The organism is Halomicrobium sp. HArcht1-1 (assembly GCF_058933285.1).
In genome coordinates, this window is sequence record NZ_JBZYDL010000001.1 from 258924 (window position 1) to 272341 (window position 13418).

At 59.1% G+C, this 13418-nt stretch carries 12 protein-coding genes and 1 pseudogene; 10 read left to right on the forward strand and 3 right to left on the reverse strand.

Going from position 1 to position 13418, the window contains the following annotated elements:
• Positions 1–125: 125 nt before the first annotated feature.
• The 5 genes from AC5FRZ_RS01405 to AC5FRZ_RS01425 all read left to right on the forward strand — a co-directional run bounded on the left by AC5FRZ_RS01405 (position 126) and on the right by AC5FRZ_RS01425 (position 3088).
• Complete coding sequence (locus tag AC5FRZ_RS01405; RefSeq protein ID WP_372479919.1) at positions 126–1118, forward strand: hypothetical protein; 993 nt, start codon at positions 126–128, stop codon at positions 1116–1118.
• A gap of 116 nt (positions 1119–1234) precedes the next feature.
• A complete protein-coding gene (locus tag AC5FRZ_RS01410; protein WP_372479918.1) occupies positions 1235–1633 on the forward strand; it encodes a hypothetical protein in 399 nt (132 codons plus the stop codon).
• A gap of 16 nt (positions 1634–1649) precedes the next feature.
• Entirely contained in the window at positions 1650–2057 is a 408-nt protein-coding gene (locus tag AC5FRZ_RS01415; RefSeq protein ID WP_170093076.1) for a hypothetical protein, read from the forward strand.
• A 26-nt stretch (positions 2058–2083) separates the two neighbouring features.
• Entirely contained in the window at positions 2084–2359 is a 276-nt protein-coding gene (locus tag AC5FRZ_RS01420) for a hypothetical protein (RefSeq protein ID WP_493563671.1), read from the forward strand.
• Positions 2360–2671: 312 nt separating this feature from the next.
• Positions 2672–3088, forward strand: coding sequence for a hypothetical protein (locus AC5FRZ_RS01425; RefSeq protein ID WP_493563672.1), 417 nt, complete (start codon positions 2672–2674; stop codon positions 3086–3088).
• A gap of 97 nt (positions 3089–3185) precedes the next feature.
• Here AC5FRZ_RS01425 and mdh read toward each other — a convergent pair whose 3' ends face one another.
• Positions 3186–4100 carry a malate dehydrogenase gene (gene mdh, locus AC5FRZ_RS01430; protein ID WP_208627532.1) on the reverse strand — a complete coding sequence of 305 codons (915 nt, stop codon included), beginning with the start codon at positions 4098–4100 and terminating at the stop codon, positions 3186–3188.
• Positions 4101–4231: 131 nt separating this feature from the next.
• Between mdh and AC5FRZ_RS01435 the strand changes: the two genes are divergently transcribed.
• Positions 4232–5023 (forward strand): Sjogren's syndrome/scleroderma autoantigen 1 family protein, encoded by a 792-nt coding sequence (locus AC5FRZ_RS01435; RefSeq protein ID WP_493563673.1) that lies wholly within the window; start codon positions 4232–4234, stop codon positions 5021–5023.
• A 48-nt stretch (positions 5024–5071) separates the two neighbouring features.
• On the opposite strand, the gene AC5FRZ_RS01440 is transcribed toward AC5FRZ_RS01435, so the two are convergent.
• Positions 5072–5647: a redoxin domain-containing protein gene (locus AC5FRZ_RS01440; RefSeq protein ID WP_493563674.1), complete on the reverse strand. Its 576-nt coding sequence runs from the start codon at positions 5645–5647 to the stop codon at positions 5072–5074.
• Between the two features lie 304 nt (positions 5648–5951).
• Positions 5952–8507: a DEAD/DEAH box helicase gene (locus AC5FRZ_RS01445; RefSeq protein WP_493563675.1), complete on the reverse strand. Its 2556-nt coding sequence runs from the start codon at positions 8505–8507 to the stop codon at positions 5952–5954.
• 303 nt (positions 8508–8810) lie between these two features.
• Between AC5FRZ_RS01445 and AC5FRZ_RS01450 the strand changes: the two are divergent.
• From AC5FRZ_RS01450 to AC5FRZ_RS01465, 4 genes and pseudogenes are all read left to right on the forward strand, one after another.
• A pseudogene (locus AC5FRZ_RS01450) lies at positions 8811–9230 on the forward strand (transposase).
• A 141-nt stretch (positions 9231–9371) separates the two neighbouring features.
• On the forward strand, positions 9372–10517 hold the full coding sequence (locus AC5FRZ_RS01455; protein WP_493563676.1) for a trypsin-like serine peptidase: 1146 nt from the start codon (positions 9372–9374) through the stop codon (positions 10515–10517).
• Positions 10518–11721: 1204 nt separating this feature from the next.
• Positions 11722–12201 (forward strand): cation:proton antiporter regulatory subunit, encoded by a 480-nt coding sequence (locus tag AC5FRZ_RS01460; protein WP_493563677.1) that lies wholly within the window; start codon positions 11722–11724, stop codon positions 12199–12201.
• A complete protein-coding gene (locus AC5FRZ_RS01465) occupies positions 12202–13413 on the forward strand; it encodes a cation:proton antiporter (RefSeq protein WP_493563678.1) in 1212 nt (403 codons plus the stop codon). It begins immediately after the preceding gene.
• Positions 13414–13418: the final 5 nt, after the last annotated feature.

The window sequence follows — 13418 nt, forward strand, 5'->3', positions numbered from 1 at the left end:
CTCGTTCCAGACGTTCTCTGAGCTGTGCTAGGACACCCTGTATTATTGATTAAATAACCTTACTAAAAATCAAATAGAAACAAAACTTTTTTTTTGAGATACTATTGAAGAACAACCTGCCTACAATGACGAAACGAAGAAAATTCCTCAAAGGAATTGCCTCCACATCGCTATTCGGTGCGGTACAGGGTGTAACTGCTGAAAGCTCGTCAGACAACACAGTGCAACCGCTTGGCACTGGCGGAGCAGGTAACGACGAAAAATTACCTGTCTATGCCGACGGGAGACTTGTCTCTCACTATCGGCCTGACACGAGTCACGAAGATCGATACATTCTGGAACGGAAATTCGAGAGCGCGGATCTCGCAGAGCGCTACGGAGATCCGATCTTCAGGTACAAGGATCAGATCCTCCCGAAGGAGCGTGTTCCCGAGGCAGTACAAGAGCGACGGAAAACGACCTACACATTCCAGACCAAGAAGATAATCGGAACTGAGGTGGAAAACCGGAACGCAGAGGAACACATCAGACAGCAACAGAGTGGAGAGTTTGAGCTGCAGGATCAGGCTGACATTGATGGAAACGTCCCGCTGTACCATTACGATCCCGACGCTGATAACGAGGCACAAAGCCGTAGCTCCCCGCTAAGTCTCGCGTGGGAAGCACAGGATTCGGAAAACATCAAACAGAACATGGAAAATGATGATATCGGCAGTGCCTGGCAGCCTCATGCACTTACAAGACTTGATGAGGCACGTGTTGACAAGGTAGTTAACCTCCCAAACGGTGGAACGAAAGAAACTGACGCACACGTAATGAAGTGGATTGCTGATCCCATCTGTGCTATTCACACGAAACAGTGGCACATCAGACTTTACGATGTGCCCACGGACGGTATTACCGCTGTCGGACAACCCCACCGAGATCCCTGTGACCATGGTAAACTAAGTGATAACGAAAACATCGACTGGAAGATAGCCGAAGCGAGAGATCAGGTAGCTGATTTCTGGTCGGATGTGTCTGGAATCTCGGTTGAAAGTGTCAGTGTCGGCAACACTGAAACATCCACAGAATTCGAATCTCATGATGGCGAGTGGACCTACTTTGACGATGATTAAATAAATATAATATTCATCATAATATCAATCATCAAAAACACTCATGATCTGAGCCATACACCCTGACAATTCATACCCGAAATTAATACACAAACAAAATCCACAGTTCCAGACGGATGGCAAAAATAAAACTGAAAGTAAATACACAACGTATTGTAGCTGCGGCGGTGGGCATCGCCAATGTCATTATTCTCCTCCTGGCTCGGTGGGCAATCGATCCACTCGAGTACGCTGATCTGAGCCTGTTTACGCCGATTGTGAGGCTTGGACACTTCACGTTAGGTGCCGTTCCTGCATATCTGCTGGTTCGCTATCGGATTGTGTCACCGCTGGTGATCAGTGGGTTTCTGACTTGGGCCGCGTACGTCGATCGTGGGAGTATGGAGCCATTTATCGGTCTGTACTCCATTCCGATCCTCCACGGCTACGTTCTCGCTGTACTCGGCGTCTTCGGTTTGGGTGAGTTCCTCGTCCGTGATAATCTCTCGTTCCTCTCCAACGACCCATTAGTGTAGAGTGAACAATTCGACCATGAGACAGAGAATACGTATCGATCGGTACGCCGTCCTGAGCGCCGTACTGGGCATCGCAAACGTCGCCGTTCTCCTCTTTGCCAGATGGGAGATCGATCCCCTGGAGTACTCAGACGGAGGAATGTTACTCATTCTCACGACTCCGCTGGTGTTGCTCGGACACTTCCTGTTGGGCGCTTTTCCCGCGTACCTGCTTGTCCGCTACCGAGTCCTCTCCCCGCTGGTGATCAGTGGTTTCCTGTCTTGGGCTGCGTTCGTCGACCGTGGGAGCATGGAACCGTTTATCGGCTTGTACTTCAGTCCGGTTCTACATCTATTCGTCCTCGCCACACTGGCAGTCGTCGGCTTCGGTGAGTTCCTCGTCCGCGACGTGGCTCCGTACGTCTCTCACGATCCGCTCCTGTAGGACGAACCGGCCGTGCGACGGGGGGTGTGTCGTCGCCCTTCGAAGAGGCCGCCGCCGACGCACGTCACAGGGGACCGTCGGAGGTCACTGCGCCGACGCTTTCCCAGTTCTCGACGACCGGCACAATCATTATATATTCCGACAGAGTTGTACCCGCTGAGACCATGCTCCAGCCTGATCGCTCACACCTCGAGGAGTGGGCGTCACTCCTCGGCGAGGACGTTTCGGAAGAACTGCTCGATGACGAATCGGGCACGTGGCTCCCGTCGGAGTCGAAGTACCGCGGTGATCACGCGGAGTGATCTTCACTGCCGTTCAGGACGGCCCTCGTCTCGCTGGCGACGACTACGAACGACGACTGCTTCCGAGTGGTGTTGTCTTACCGAAGGCTGTTCGTAGGGACGCATATTTTCGACGCAACGTACGGCCATGGCTCCGATAGCGACTGACTCGTACCGATAGTGAGAGCGTCGGCGTCGTTGCACTGGCGTTTTCCGTGTGGTCCCGCTCTCTGTTGCTCGGTGCCAACATTCGAACGGACGACCAACACTGCCAGCCTCGATTCTTCACGTCTAGAGATATATTTTTGTCCTACAGGGTGAAATACACCAGCCGTGACCATCTCTCTCTCCAGGCTGGATTCCAGTCAGACGAGATCGGCGCTCCGTTTCGGTCTCCCGTACGGGATCGTCGGGGGCATCGTGATGACGGCCCAGGCGACACGAGACCCGGTTGCGGCGTTCGTTGCATCACCACTCGGAATGAGTGTACTGTCTCTGCTACATATCATCTTCCTCATCGAAATTGCGACTCTCGTCGGCTATCTGTGGACGAAGTATTCTCTCGTGGCACCTGTCGTCGTCATCGCGCTTCTCTCGTTCAGCATCGTCCAACCCGACCGGCTGTCTCTCGGCGTCTCGTACGTGCGGAATCTATTCAGTCTGTTGTACGCACTCGGATTGATGACCGCTCTCGGTGTCGCCGAATACGTCGTCCGGTCTGTGACGGGGTCACCGATGGCTGGCCAGTGACCTATCACCACCGCGTTCGATCACTCGGCCGACGGCGACGACTCGGCGACTGTTCACAGAACGGGATACCGACCGCCGAGACGACCGGGCGACGCCGTTATCCGATCTTGTCGTACTGCTCGGCCAGTTTCTCGCTCGCCTCGTCCATCAGTTCCCGCTCGTAGTCGTCCAGGTCCCACTCGACGACCTCCTCGACGCCGTCGGAGCCGAGCTTGACCGGGACGCCGAAAGCGGTGCCCTCGTGGCCGAACTCGCCGTCGAGGACCACCGAACCGGGGAGTACTTCGCCCGTGTCGCGCAGGACGGCCTCGACCATGTGGCCGACGCCCGTCGCCGGCCCCCACTCGGTCGCGCCTTTGCGCTCGATGACGTCCATGGCGCTCTCCTGGAGTTCGTTCAGGATCTCCTCTTTCTCGTCGTCGGAAAAGTCCGGGTCCTCGCCGTCGATGCGGACCTTCGAGAAGACCGGTACCTGTGCGTCGCCGTGTTCGCCCAGAATCGTCGCCTCGACGTTCTGGACCTCCGTGTCGAAGCGTTCGGCGAGCACGTAGCGAAAGCGTGCGGAGTCGAGCCGACCGCCGAAGCCGATCACCGTCTCGCGGGCGCGATCGCCCGTCTCGTAGAGGTGACGGTTGAGCAGGTCCACCGGGTTCGAGGTGGTGATCGTCACGAAGTCGTCGTTGTGCTCGGCCAGCGACGAGCCGATGTCGTCCATGATCGGCGCGTTGTCCCCGGCGAGATCGATCCGGGTCTGACCGGGCTGGCGTGGAATCCCCGCCGTGATGACGACCACGTCGGAGCCGGCGGTGTCCTCGTAGGTGCCCTGTCGAATCGTCGTGTTCGAGTCGTAGGCGACCCCGTGGTTGGTGTCGGCGGCCTGTCCGATCGTCACGTCTTCCTGGTCCGGGATGTCGACGTAGACGAGTTCGTCTGCGATGTCGCGCAACGCGATGTTGTACCCTGCTGCAGCACCGACCGTTCCGGCTGCGCCGACCACGCTTACCTTTGTCATGACACCTAGTACCACCGGATGGCTGGACGAAAAGCGTGTCGGACACGCGTCGACCATTCATCGCTGTGGTCGATCGGTCGCGCCGAGTGGCTCCCACAAGCCCTTTTCTCCTCGGTGGCCTCCCTACGGGTATGAGCGACTTCGACAAAGAGGCCGAACGGGAGAAACTCCGCGAGAAGTACGGCGACGCACAGTCCGATCGCGAGGCCACCGAGCAGATGAGCGACCTCCTGCTGAAAGGCGCGACGATGACCAACGCCCACTGCAACAACTGCGGAGACCCCATCTTCCGGTACGACGGGCAGGAGTTCTGTCCCACCTGCCAGCAGCCGGTCGACCGCGGCGACGACGCGGGTGACGACACCGGCGACAACATCGAGGTGACGACGCCGAGCGACGACGCGACGGTCCAGTTCGGCGATCCCGACGACCAGCAGCCAGCGTCCGAAGCGAGCAGCCGGCAGCCAGCCGCTGGCAGCGCCGGCCAACAGTCGGGAGCGTCGGAAGCGGGCAGCCAGCAGCCACCACGTGCGTCCGAAGCCGACAGCCAGCAACCGACTGACAGTCGGCCTTCGAGCGCCGGGGCCGGCGAGAGCCAGCGCGACACCGCCACCGTCGACGGTCGACACCACGCCACCGCGCCGGCATCCGAAGAGTCCGCCGACCCGCGGCGCGCACCGTCGGTCGATCCGGCCGCGACGAGCACGCAGCCAGCTGGTCGCTCCGGCGGAGCCGCCGACGAGCCTCGTGCGGCGGCTCCCGACTCGCTCGACGAGCAACTGCACAACGCACGCGGACTCCTCGTCCAGACCGTCGAACAGTACGCCCAGCGCGCTCGCGACGCCGACAGTCCGCGACAGGCCCGCGAGTACCTCGAAGCCGCTCGCGAGGCGGCCGAGACCCTCGATGCGACCCGGTACTGATTACCGGAGTCACACGTCGACGACGCCGTCGGTGTGTCAGACGGATCGTTAGTCCGTATCTGTGAGGGCGTAGGTGTCTGCTCGCGGCCCGGCCCGCTGTCTGGTCTCTCCCCGGTCGTGGGACTCGATCTCGCTCAGTAGCGCCTCGACCTCCGGGAACGACTGTCGACCGTCGCTGCCGACGGTCTCGATCAGTCTGAGTTCGTCGCCGTCGGTACGGAACAGCGCACCGCCGGGGAGCGACTGCAGATAGCGAGCGTAGGGCTCGAACGTTCCGAACGACGGGGAACTCGACGCTGCTTCGTCGTCGTCCCCCGACTCGCCGGGATCGGCCAGGACGGAAAACGGCAACTCGTAGCGTCGCTGCCACACCGCCCCCCGCTCGACGGTGTCGGGCAACACCGCCACGACGGCCGTCGACCGGGACGCGAAGGCTCCGTACTCGTCCCGGAGTGACTGGACGATCTCGCGACTCAGTGGACAGTAGTGACTTCGCAACAGGACGACGAGGACCCGCTCCTGTTCGCGTGCCAACGTCTCGGAACGACACTCCTCTCCCCCGACGCTCGCATCAGGTAGTGTAAACGCGATCGATTCGTTTCGTCCGACGCGACGCTTGTTCACGCTCTCGTGACCCCCGCGTCCAACTCCAGACCAGACGACAATAAGCCTAACTTACGTATAGCTCAGCCGAAACGTCTCGGTGATCCGACCCCCCGTTCGTCGTACTACTCGCAAATGAACGCGCTCGCCGGGCGAATCACTGCTCTCTCGCAGTGATCCGCTACTCGCAAATGAACGCACTCGCCGGGCGAATCACTGCTCTCTCGCAGTGATCCGCTGCTCGCAAATGAACGCGCTCGCCGGGCGAATCACTGCTCGCTCACGATGATTCCCTATCCGCCGACGGAGCGGCAGATCGTGCGAATCATCCCTCGAACTCGCTCCCCACTACGTCCCGGAATCGCTGGGCCGTGACGTCGCCGACGCCGTCGACTTGTTTGAGGGCGTCTTCGTCGGCGGTCATGACGGCCTCGACGCTCCCGAAGTGTTCCAGCATCGCCCGCGCAGTCACTGGCCCCACTTCCGCCACCGAGGCGACGACGTACTCCTGTTGCTCGCCCAGCGTCTTGGCCTGTTTCTCGCCGTGGACGCTGACCTCGCGGTCGGACTCTTCTTGCTCGCGGCGAGCGACGGTCTCCAGCAGGTCTGCGGTCTCGTCCTCGTCGCTCGTCCGGAGGACACTCGCCCCGAAGTCGACGGCCAGCGAGGCCAGTGCCCCCTGGATCGCCTTGTGGTGGACGTTGCGCTCGCCGTAGAGGTCGCCGCCTTCGACGACGACGACTGGCCGGGCGTAGTGACGGGTGGCGTCGCCGACCTGTTCGAACATCGAGCGGTCGCCGCCGGTCAGCGTGTCGAGGAAGTCCTCGACGGTCTTGCGCTCGACGACGACCCGATCCGAGAGCACGTAGTCCCCGACCGCCAGCGTCTCCAGTTCCGTCTGGACGCCCTCGCGTGTCGAGAGGTCGCGTGCGATCGTCGAGTCGAGTTCGCGCTGGTCGGCGACGATCGCGACGGTCTCGTCGCCGTCGGCGTGTGGCTCCGGCGTCGACCCCTTCGTTTCGTCTGGAACGTCGACTGTCTCATCTTCGTCCTCTCCGGTCGCGCCGTCGTCGGCGAAGGCGTCGAGACCGGCCTGTCCGTCACCGTCGGCGGTCTGGTCGTCGGCTTCGGATCGCCCGCCCGTGGCCGACGTTTCCGAGGGCTGGCGCTGAGCGTCGGACGGACCGGCACTGTTTCCACTCGAAGCGGTGCCGTCGTCCCCGTCGACACCGTCCCTTCCGGGTTCTCCACCCCGCTGGTCGGCGGTCTGCCCGTCGTCGTACTCGTCGACACCGGTCTGCTCACCCCCCAGTTTCGACTCTAGCTGGCCGGCGACGCTCTTCAGTGTGCGGAGTTCGTCTTCCATGCGCTGTTCGTCCTGTCGGGACTTCCAGAAGTACGCTTCGTCGCGGGTGTCCTCGGCCAGCAGGACGACGACGCGGCCCTCGGTCTGGCGGCCGGTCCGTCCTTTGCGCTGGATGGACCTGATCGCCGTCGGCACGGGCTCGTAGAACAACACCAGATCGACCTCCGGCACGTCCAGGCCCTCCTCGGCGACGCTGGTCGAGACCAGCACCTCGAACTCCCCGGCGCGGAACCGGTCGAGGGTCTCCTGTTGCTGGGTCTGGGTCATCCCCTCGCTGCCCTCGGTGTCGCTCTGGCCGACGAACTTCTCGGTCTCGAAGTGATCGGAGAGGAAGTCGGTCAGCGTTTCGGCGGTGTCTCGGGACTCGGTGAAGACGATGACGCGCTCGCCGTTCTCGATGCCCAGCGTCTCGGCCAGCAACATCCGGGTCCGGCGGAACTTCGGGTGGAGATCGGTGAAGTTCTCGGCTTTCCGCATGGCCTCCATCACCGTCGGGTCCGAGACGAGTCGCTGGTCGGCTTTCGAGGCTCCAGACGAGCGGGCGGCCTCCTTCTGGCGCTCGAAGTACCGACGCAGCGCCTCGACGCTCTGGGTCTCGGCGTAGGTGACGGCCGTCCGGAGCTTTCGGACCTCGGCCAGCAGGCTCATCCCGCTGTACCCCTCGCTCTGGTCGTTGTCCATCAGCTCGGAGAGTTTCCCCTGGATCTTCTGGATCTCGCGCTCGGAGACGTCTGGCTGGGTGGTCGACGTGACGCCCAGCTCTTTGAGCTGTGCGAGCCGGTCGCTGACGACCTCGTTGATCGCGTCCCGGATCTCCAGGACGGTCTCGGGCAACTCGATGCGCTTCCACTCCAGTTCCGTGTCGTGGGTGTGTTCGGCCACGTCGGCGTCGTCCTCGGTCATCACTGCCACCTCCCGCAGGCCGAGGTTCTCACACACCGTCAGAATCTCCTCCTCGTCGCCGCCCGGCGAGGCCGACATGGCCGTCACCAGCGGATCCGATGCGTCCTCGTGGTAGCGCTCGGCGATGTAGTTGTACGCGTAGTCGCCGGTCGCCCGGTGACACTCGTCGAAGGTGCAGTGGGTGACGTTCGCCAGCGAGATGCGATTGCCGACGAGGTCGTTCTCGACGACCTGTGGAGTCGCGATGACGACGCGGGCGTCCGCCCAGAGGTCCGATCGCTTGGCTGGCCGGACCTCGCCGGTGAACACGACGATCTCGTCGTCGGGCACCTGGAGGGCTTCCCGGTAGAACTCGGCGTGTTGCTGGACCAGCGGCTTCGTCGGCGCGAGCAAGAGGGACTTCCACTGCGCGTCCTGTATCCGTTCGGCGGTCACGAGCAAGGAGACCGTCGTCTTGCCCAGGCCGGTCGGGAGACAGACCAGCGTGTGATCGTCGAGGGCCTGGTCGGCCAACTCGCGCTGGTAGCGCCGCTGTTCGAGTAGTCCCGGCGTCACCAGCGGGTGGTCGACGTGGCCGTCGGTGCTCCCCGCGTCGGCGTCGGACTGGGCCATCTGTCCGGGTTTTGGCCGGGAATCTGTTTAAGCGTTCGCGTACCGCGGTGAAAGTGGTGCGGGTACTGTAAAGAATATACAGCGAAAAAGGCACATTAGGAACGGAAACCTTCCGCCTAATAAATAATTCCGCTCTTGGGTAGGAGATTGTTGGTCAAGTCTTAGCTGTAGCTATAGTAGCCATCGAAAATCAATGCACACCCGATCGCACGACAGCAGTGCGATCGGTGTGTCAATCGTTTCAATTGTTATGATAGAAGTCGTAGCGGGCAAGGGTGGCGCGAACGCGCCATCCGATGAAGCATGATTCCACTCAAGACGTTCGTCTCGGAGCGACGGGCCGCGAATCTGCTGGCACAGATTCGCTGGCGCGACGGCGTCTACTGCCCGCGCTGCCGTACCGAATCACAGATTCGGTACGGCAGCTATCGGGTGTTTCAGCGATACCTGTGTAAGAATTGCGACCGCACGAACCCCTCGACGAGGACGACGCATTCGACCGCGAATACGTCGTCCACGGCGACGGAGAATACGCTGATGGAGATGTTCACGTGAATACCTGCGAGAGCCACGGATCGCGCCAGCGATCCGTGGCTCTCGCCCCATCGAGGCATCTCCAAGGATAAACTGACGCCGTATCTCAGAGCGTTCCAACTTCGTTGTCGTGTCTATCGAAAACCGAGGAAGGAAGCGCTCAGAACCATCCTCAAAACTGCTCTCTAACTCACCAACAATCTCGCCACAAGAGCGAATAATTCATATAGAAATAAAGGACTTATAGATAAATTATCTAAGAAAAACATTTAATACAATATAGACAAAATAAATAACTGAGTATGGCGAGAGATATAATGAACGAATCGTATGAGTCGTCGACGATTTATTAAAACACTCACCGGAATGGGTGTCTCAACTTTGACCATTCAGTCACTCACCCAGGGTGGATTAGCGCAAGTTACGGAGAATCCGAGAAGGGAGGTACCCTATTTAAAAACCGTAAAATATTCGGATTCTTGGGACAAAAATTTTTCCCAACAGCCCAAATATAACCGAGAATTTGACACCATTCCTCGGTCTAGATGGGTCCAAATTGAAGCGGTAGAAAATGCCGCTAGTCAGTTACGATCAAGATTTAAAGATTCTAATATTGAAATTGCGGTTCGGAACCTTTCACTCGGAAGCACCGAGCCTGAGCTGGCCGTTGACGTAAAATACGTCACTCAGGAAAAACAAAATAACCAACAAAGCACTCCAGATATGAGCTTCAAATCTCTTGAAAGAGCTGTACCTGGTCAAATGTCTGGAGAAGTTACTACAGATAACAATAGTTGGCAAATTACGAACATTCCTGTGAATACCCGGAGAGTACGTGAGACACTTGATGGTTACTTCAATGATAGCTATCGGCCCGTCCCAGGTGGTGTGAAATTAAATTCTGATGGTGGATCTGGGACTGCTTGTTATCATTTCTGGAGTCCTGATCGGCAGCAGAGAGAAATTTTAACAAATCATCATGTGCCACAAATTGAAGATACTGATGAGGTTGCTGACACGATTGAACAACCAGACTCAGCCACGATTGCATACCTGAGAGATTCACAACGAGGTGACCATGTAGACGCTGCTGTGTATGAACCCGCAGATGATATTGACCTTGAGTTTACTCTAGGTGCTCTTGATGGTGATTATCAAGACCGACCAGTTAATGGATATAGAACTTGGGAATTCATAAAAAATGATGGATACGGGGAGACAATATTTAAGCAAGGAAAAGCAACTGGTTACAATAGTGGGTCAATTGTAAACTATAACTCCGACCGCAAAACCTTTGAGAATACGGCGAACTCAGATAGTGGTGATTCCGGTGGACCTCATTATCATTATAAAAATGATAGTATCTATCTGGTTGGGCTACATACATGGGGGAATTATGATGAGAATGGTAATCTGACAAATAGTGGTGCCCAAGCTATAGAGCGCGTACAAAACGAGCTGGACATAGGAGTATAACTCAATATTTAAACATTCATTGTTCTACCATAGTTAAACAGTTCAATTGTATGTCTCCCAGTAGAAGGAATGTGCTTACGTCCGTGGGTATGGCTCTGACGGGTTTGTTTTCCGGATGTAATGGCGACTCTCGACAAACCCGGGAGCGCCATAGCCAAACAGAATCTGAAACAAGCATGGAATATGACCCGACGATAATGGACTTTTCAGCCGAGGTAGTCAGTCAATCAACAAGCGATTCTCCTGTTAGTATCGAAGCGACGCTGACGAATACGGCATCTGAATCCGTTGAAGTGATATTTGGTCCCGCCCTGCTGTATACGCCGGAGTCTGACCCATCACGTTTCGAGTGGTCTAATCAGCTTATCTTGGATCCGAGAACGTCTATTGGTCCGTGGGCCACTCCGGTCGAAACCGATGACGGATGTCACCGCTTCCCGAGAAACGGGGATCGGTACGTTCGTTCTGAGACCTGGGGACGGACACTTGCTTCGGGAGAATCTGTCGAAGAGGTGTACGATGTGTTTACTCACGGTGGTGACCTGCCTTGTCTCCCTGCTGGCAGCCATCGGTATCAAGACGAAATCTACGTTGGCGACCGATCAAATTCGGGGGTCATCACTCTCGGTCTGAGAGCCGCAGAAAACGGAACGATTACGATAGAAGAGTCGTCTGTCGAAGACGCATAAGGGACAGCATTCCGCTTGATCATCGCAATGTGGCTTTGGCATGCCCAGCGCGACTTGGACCGCGATCATGATTGTCGAGGCCCAGTAGAGGGGTTCCTCACGAGCGTGGGAGAGATTGCTAATGGGATACCGCGCGACGAGTCGCGGTCCGGCGTGTTTGCTGGAAGCTACCCATCCGCGCGATTCTGTTGAGACTGTCGGACGATAACGTGGGCTCTGAACATGATCTGGGTATTTAACGGGGTCTTACGTCTCCCTCGGAGTTCCCTGTCCAGCTGTGATGTTCGTCTCGGTCGACGGTTCTCGCATGACGACTATGCGAGCGGTAACGGGTGTCGCCCAGTAGTTCGAACTCGGATTTGACGGTATATAGGCGTCTCGTCGGAAATCCGCTGTCAGCGTCGGACTGGGCCATCTGCCCGCGTCTTGGCGCCGTACCCGTTTAAGAATTCGCGTAGCAGGGTGAAAGTGAAGCCGCCACACAGAATTAAGCCCTCAACGGTGCAACGACCGCCATGACCATCTACGAGGCCGAGGTGCCGGGAGTCGGCCACAGGTTCGAGCTCGAACTGGAGGGTGACGAGCGCCTCGTGGTGATTATCCACCACGACGGCAAGCGCGACGTGTACCGTCGGCCCGATCCAGACGCCGACAGCGAGCAACTGTTCTCGCTGTCGGACAAGCAGGCCCGGCAGTTCGGCTCGATCCTCGAAGGGGCACACTTCCAGCCAGTCGACCTCGACGAGGTCCAGGTTCCGCTGGGCGATTCGCTGATCAAGTGGTACGACATCGACGAGTCGGCCCCCATCGTGGGCGAGACGCTCGCGGAGTCGAATCTCCGGGAGGAAATCGGTATCTCGGTTGTGGCGATCCAGCGCGGGGAAGCGACCATCGCCAACCCCGAAGCGACCGAGACGGTGCGAGCGGGCGACACGCTCGTCGTCCTCGGCACCCGCGAGCAACAGCACGAGTTCGAGAAACTGCTGGACGCATAGATGGCGGCACTGCTCGTCGAACTCGGCGTCGCACTCGTCGCACTCGCGCTTGCCGGTATCGCTGCCAACCGACTTTCGCTGTCGGTGATCCCCGCGTACATCCTCGTCGGCATTCTCGTCGGTCCGAACCCGCCGACAGAGGTGGCCGGGCTCTCACTCCAGATCGTCGGCTACGGAGAGTTCGTCGAACTGGCCGCCGAGCTAGGGATCGTCGTGTTGCTCTTTTTTCTCGGGCTGGAGTTCAGCGTCGGTCAGTTGCTCGATGACCGCCGCCGGATCGCCAGTGCCGGAGCCGTCGATTTCCTGCTGAACTTCGGGATCGGTGTCGCCATCGGGCTGGCGTTCGGTCGGACGCCACTGGAGACGCTCCTGCTCGCGGGAATCGTCTACATCTCTTCGAGTGCGATCGTCACCAAGACCCTGATCGAGCAGGGGTGGATCGCGAACCCCGAAGCCGATCCGGTGCTGGGGACGCTCGTCTTCGAAGACATCCTGATCGCGGTGTATCTGGCGGTCGTCGCTGCGCTCGTCACCGGGACCGGCGGGCTCTCCGGGGCCGTCGTCGACGTGGGCGTCGCCTTCGCTTTCCTGGGGGGGCTCGCCCTCGTGGCGTGGTACGCGACCCGATTCGTCGAGTCGACGTTTGATCTCCCCTCCGACGAGCTGTTCCTCCTGTCGGTGCTGGGGACCGCGACGCTGATCGCCGGCGTGGCGCTCTCGATCGGCGTGAGCGAGGCCGTCGCCGCCTTCTTCGTCGGGACGGCGTTCAGTCAGACGAGCCATACCGAGCGCATCGAACACGTGATCGCACCCGCTCGGGACCTCTTTGCGGCGTTTTTCTTCTTCTCGATCGGGTTACAGACGGACGTGACGCTGCTTGCTAGCGTCGCGGGACTGCTGGCCGTCGCCGTGGTCGCGACGACGGTGACGAAACTCACAAGCGGCGCGATCTCGGGGCGCATCTACGGGCTCTCGCCGACCCGGTCGCTGCGGACCGGGCTGGCGCTGATCTCCCGCGGCGAGTTCTCGCTGATCATCGCGGCGCTGGTGGTCAGCGCGGCCGGTTCGGGGAACGACGCCCTCGCCGATTTCGCACCGGTCGTCACGGCCTTCGCCGTGGGCTACGTGCTCGTCATGAGCGTCCTCGGGACGGTACTGGTCCAGTACGCCGACGTCATCACCGGCCGGCTCGTTCCGTTGCTGGATCGGTAGGCCGA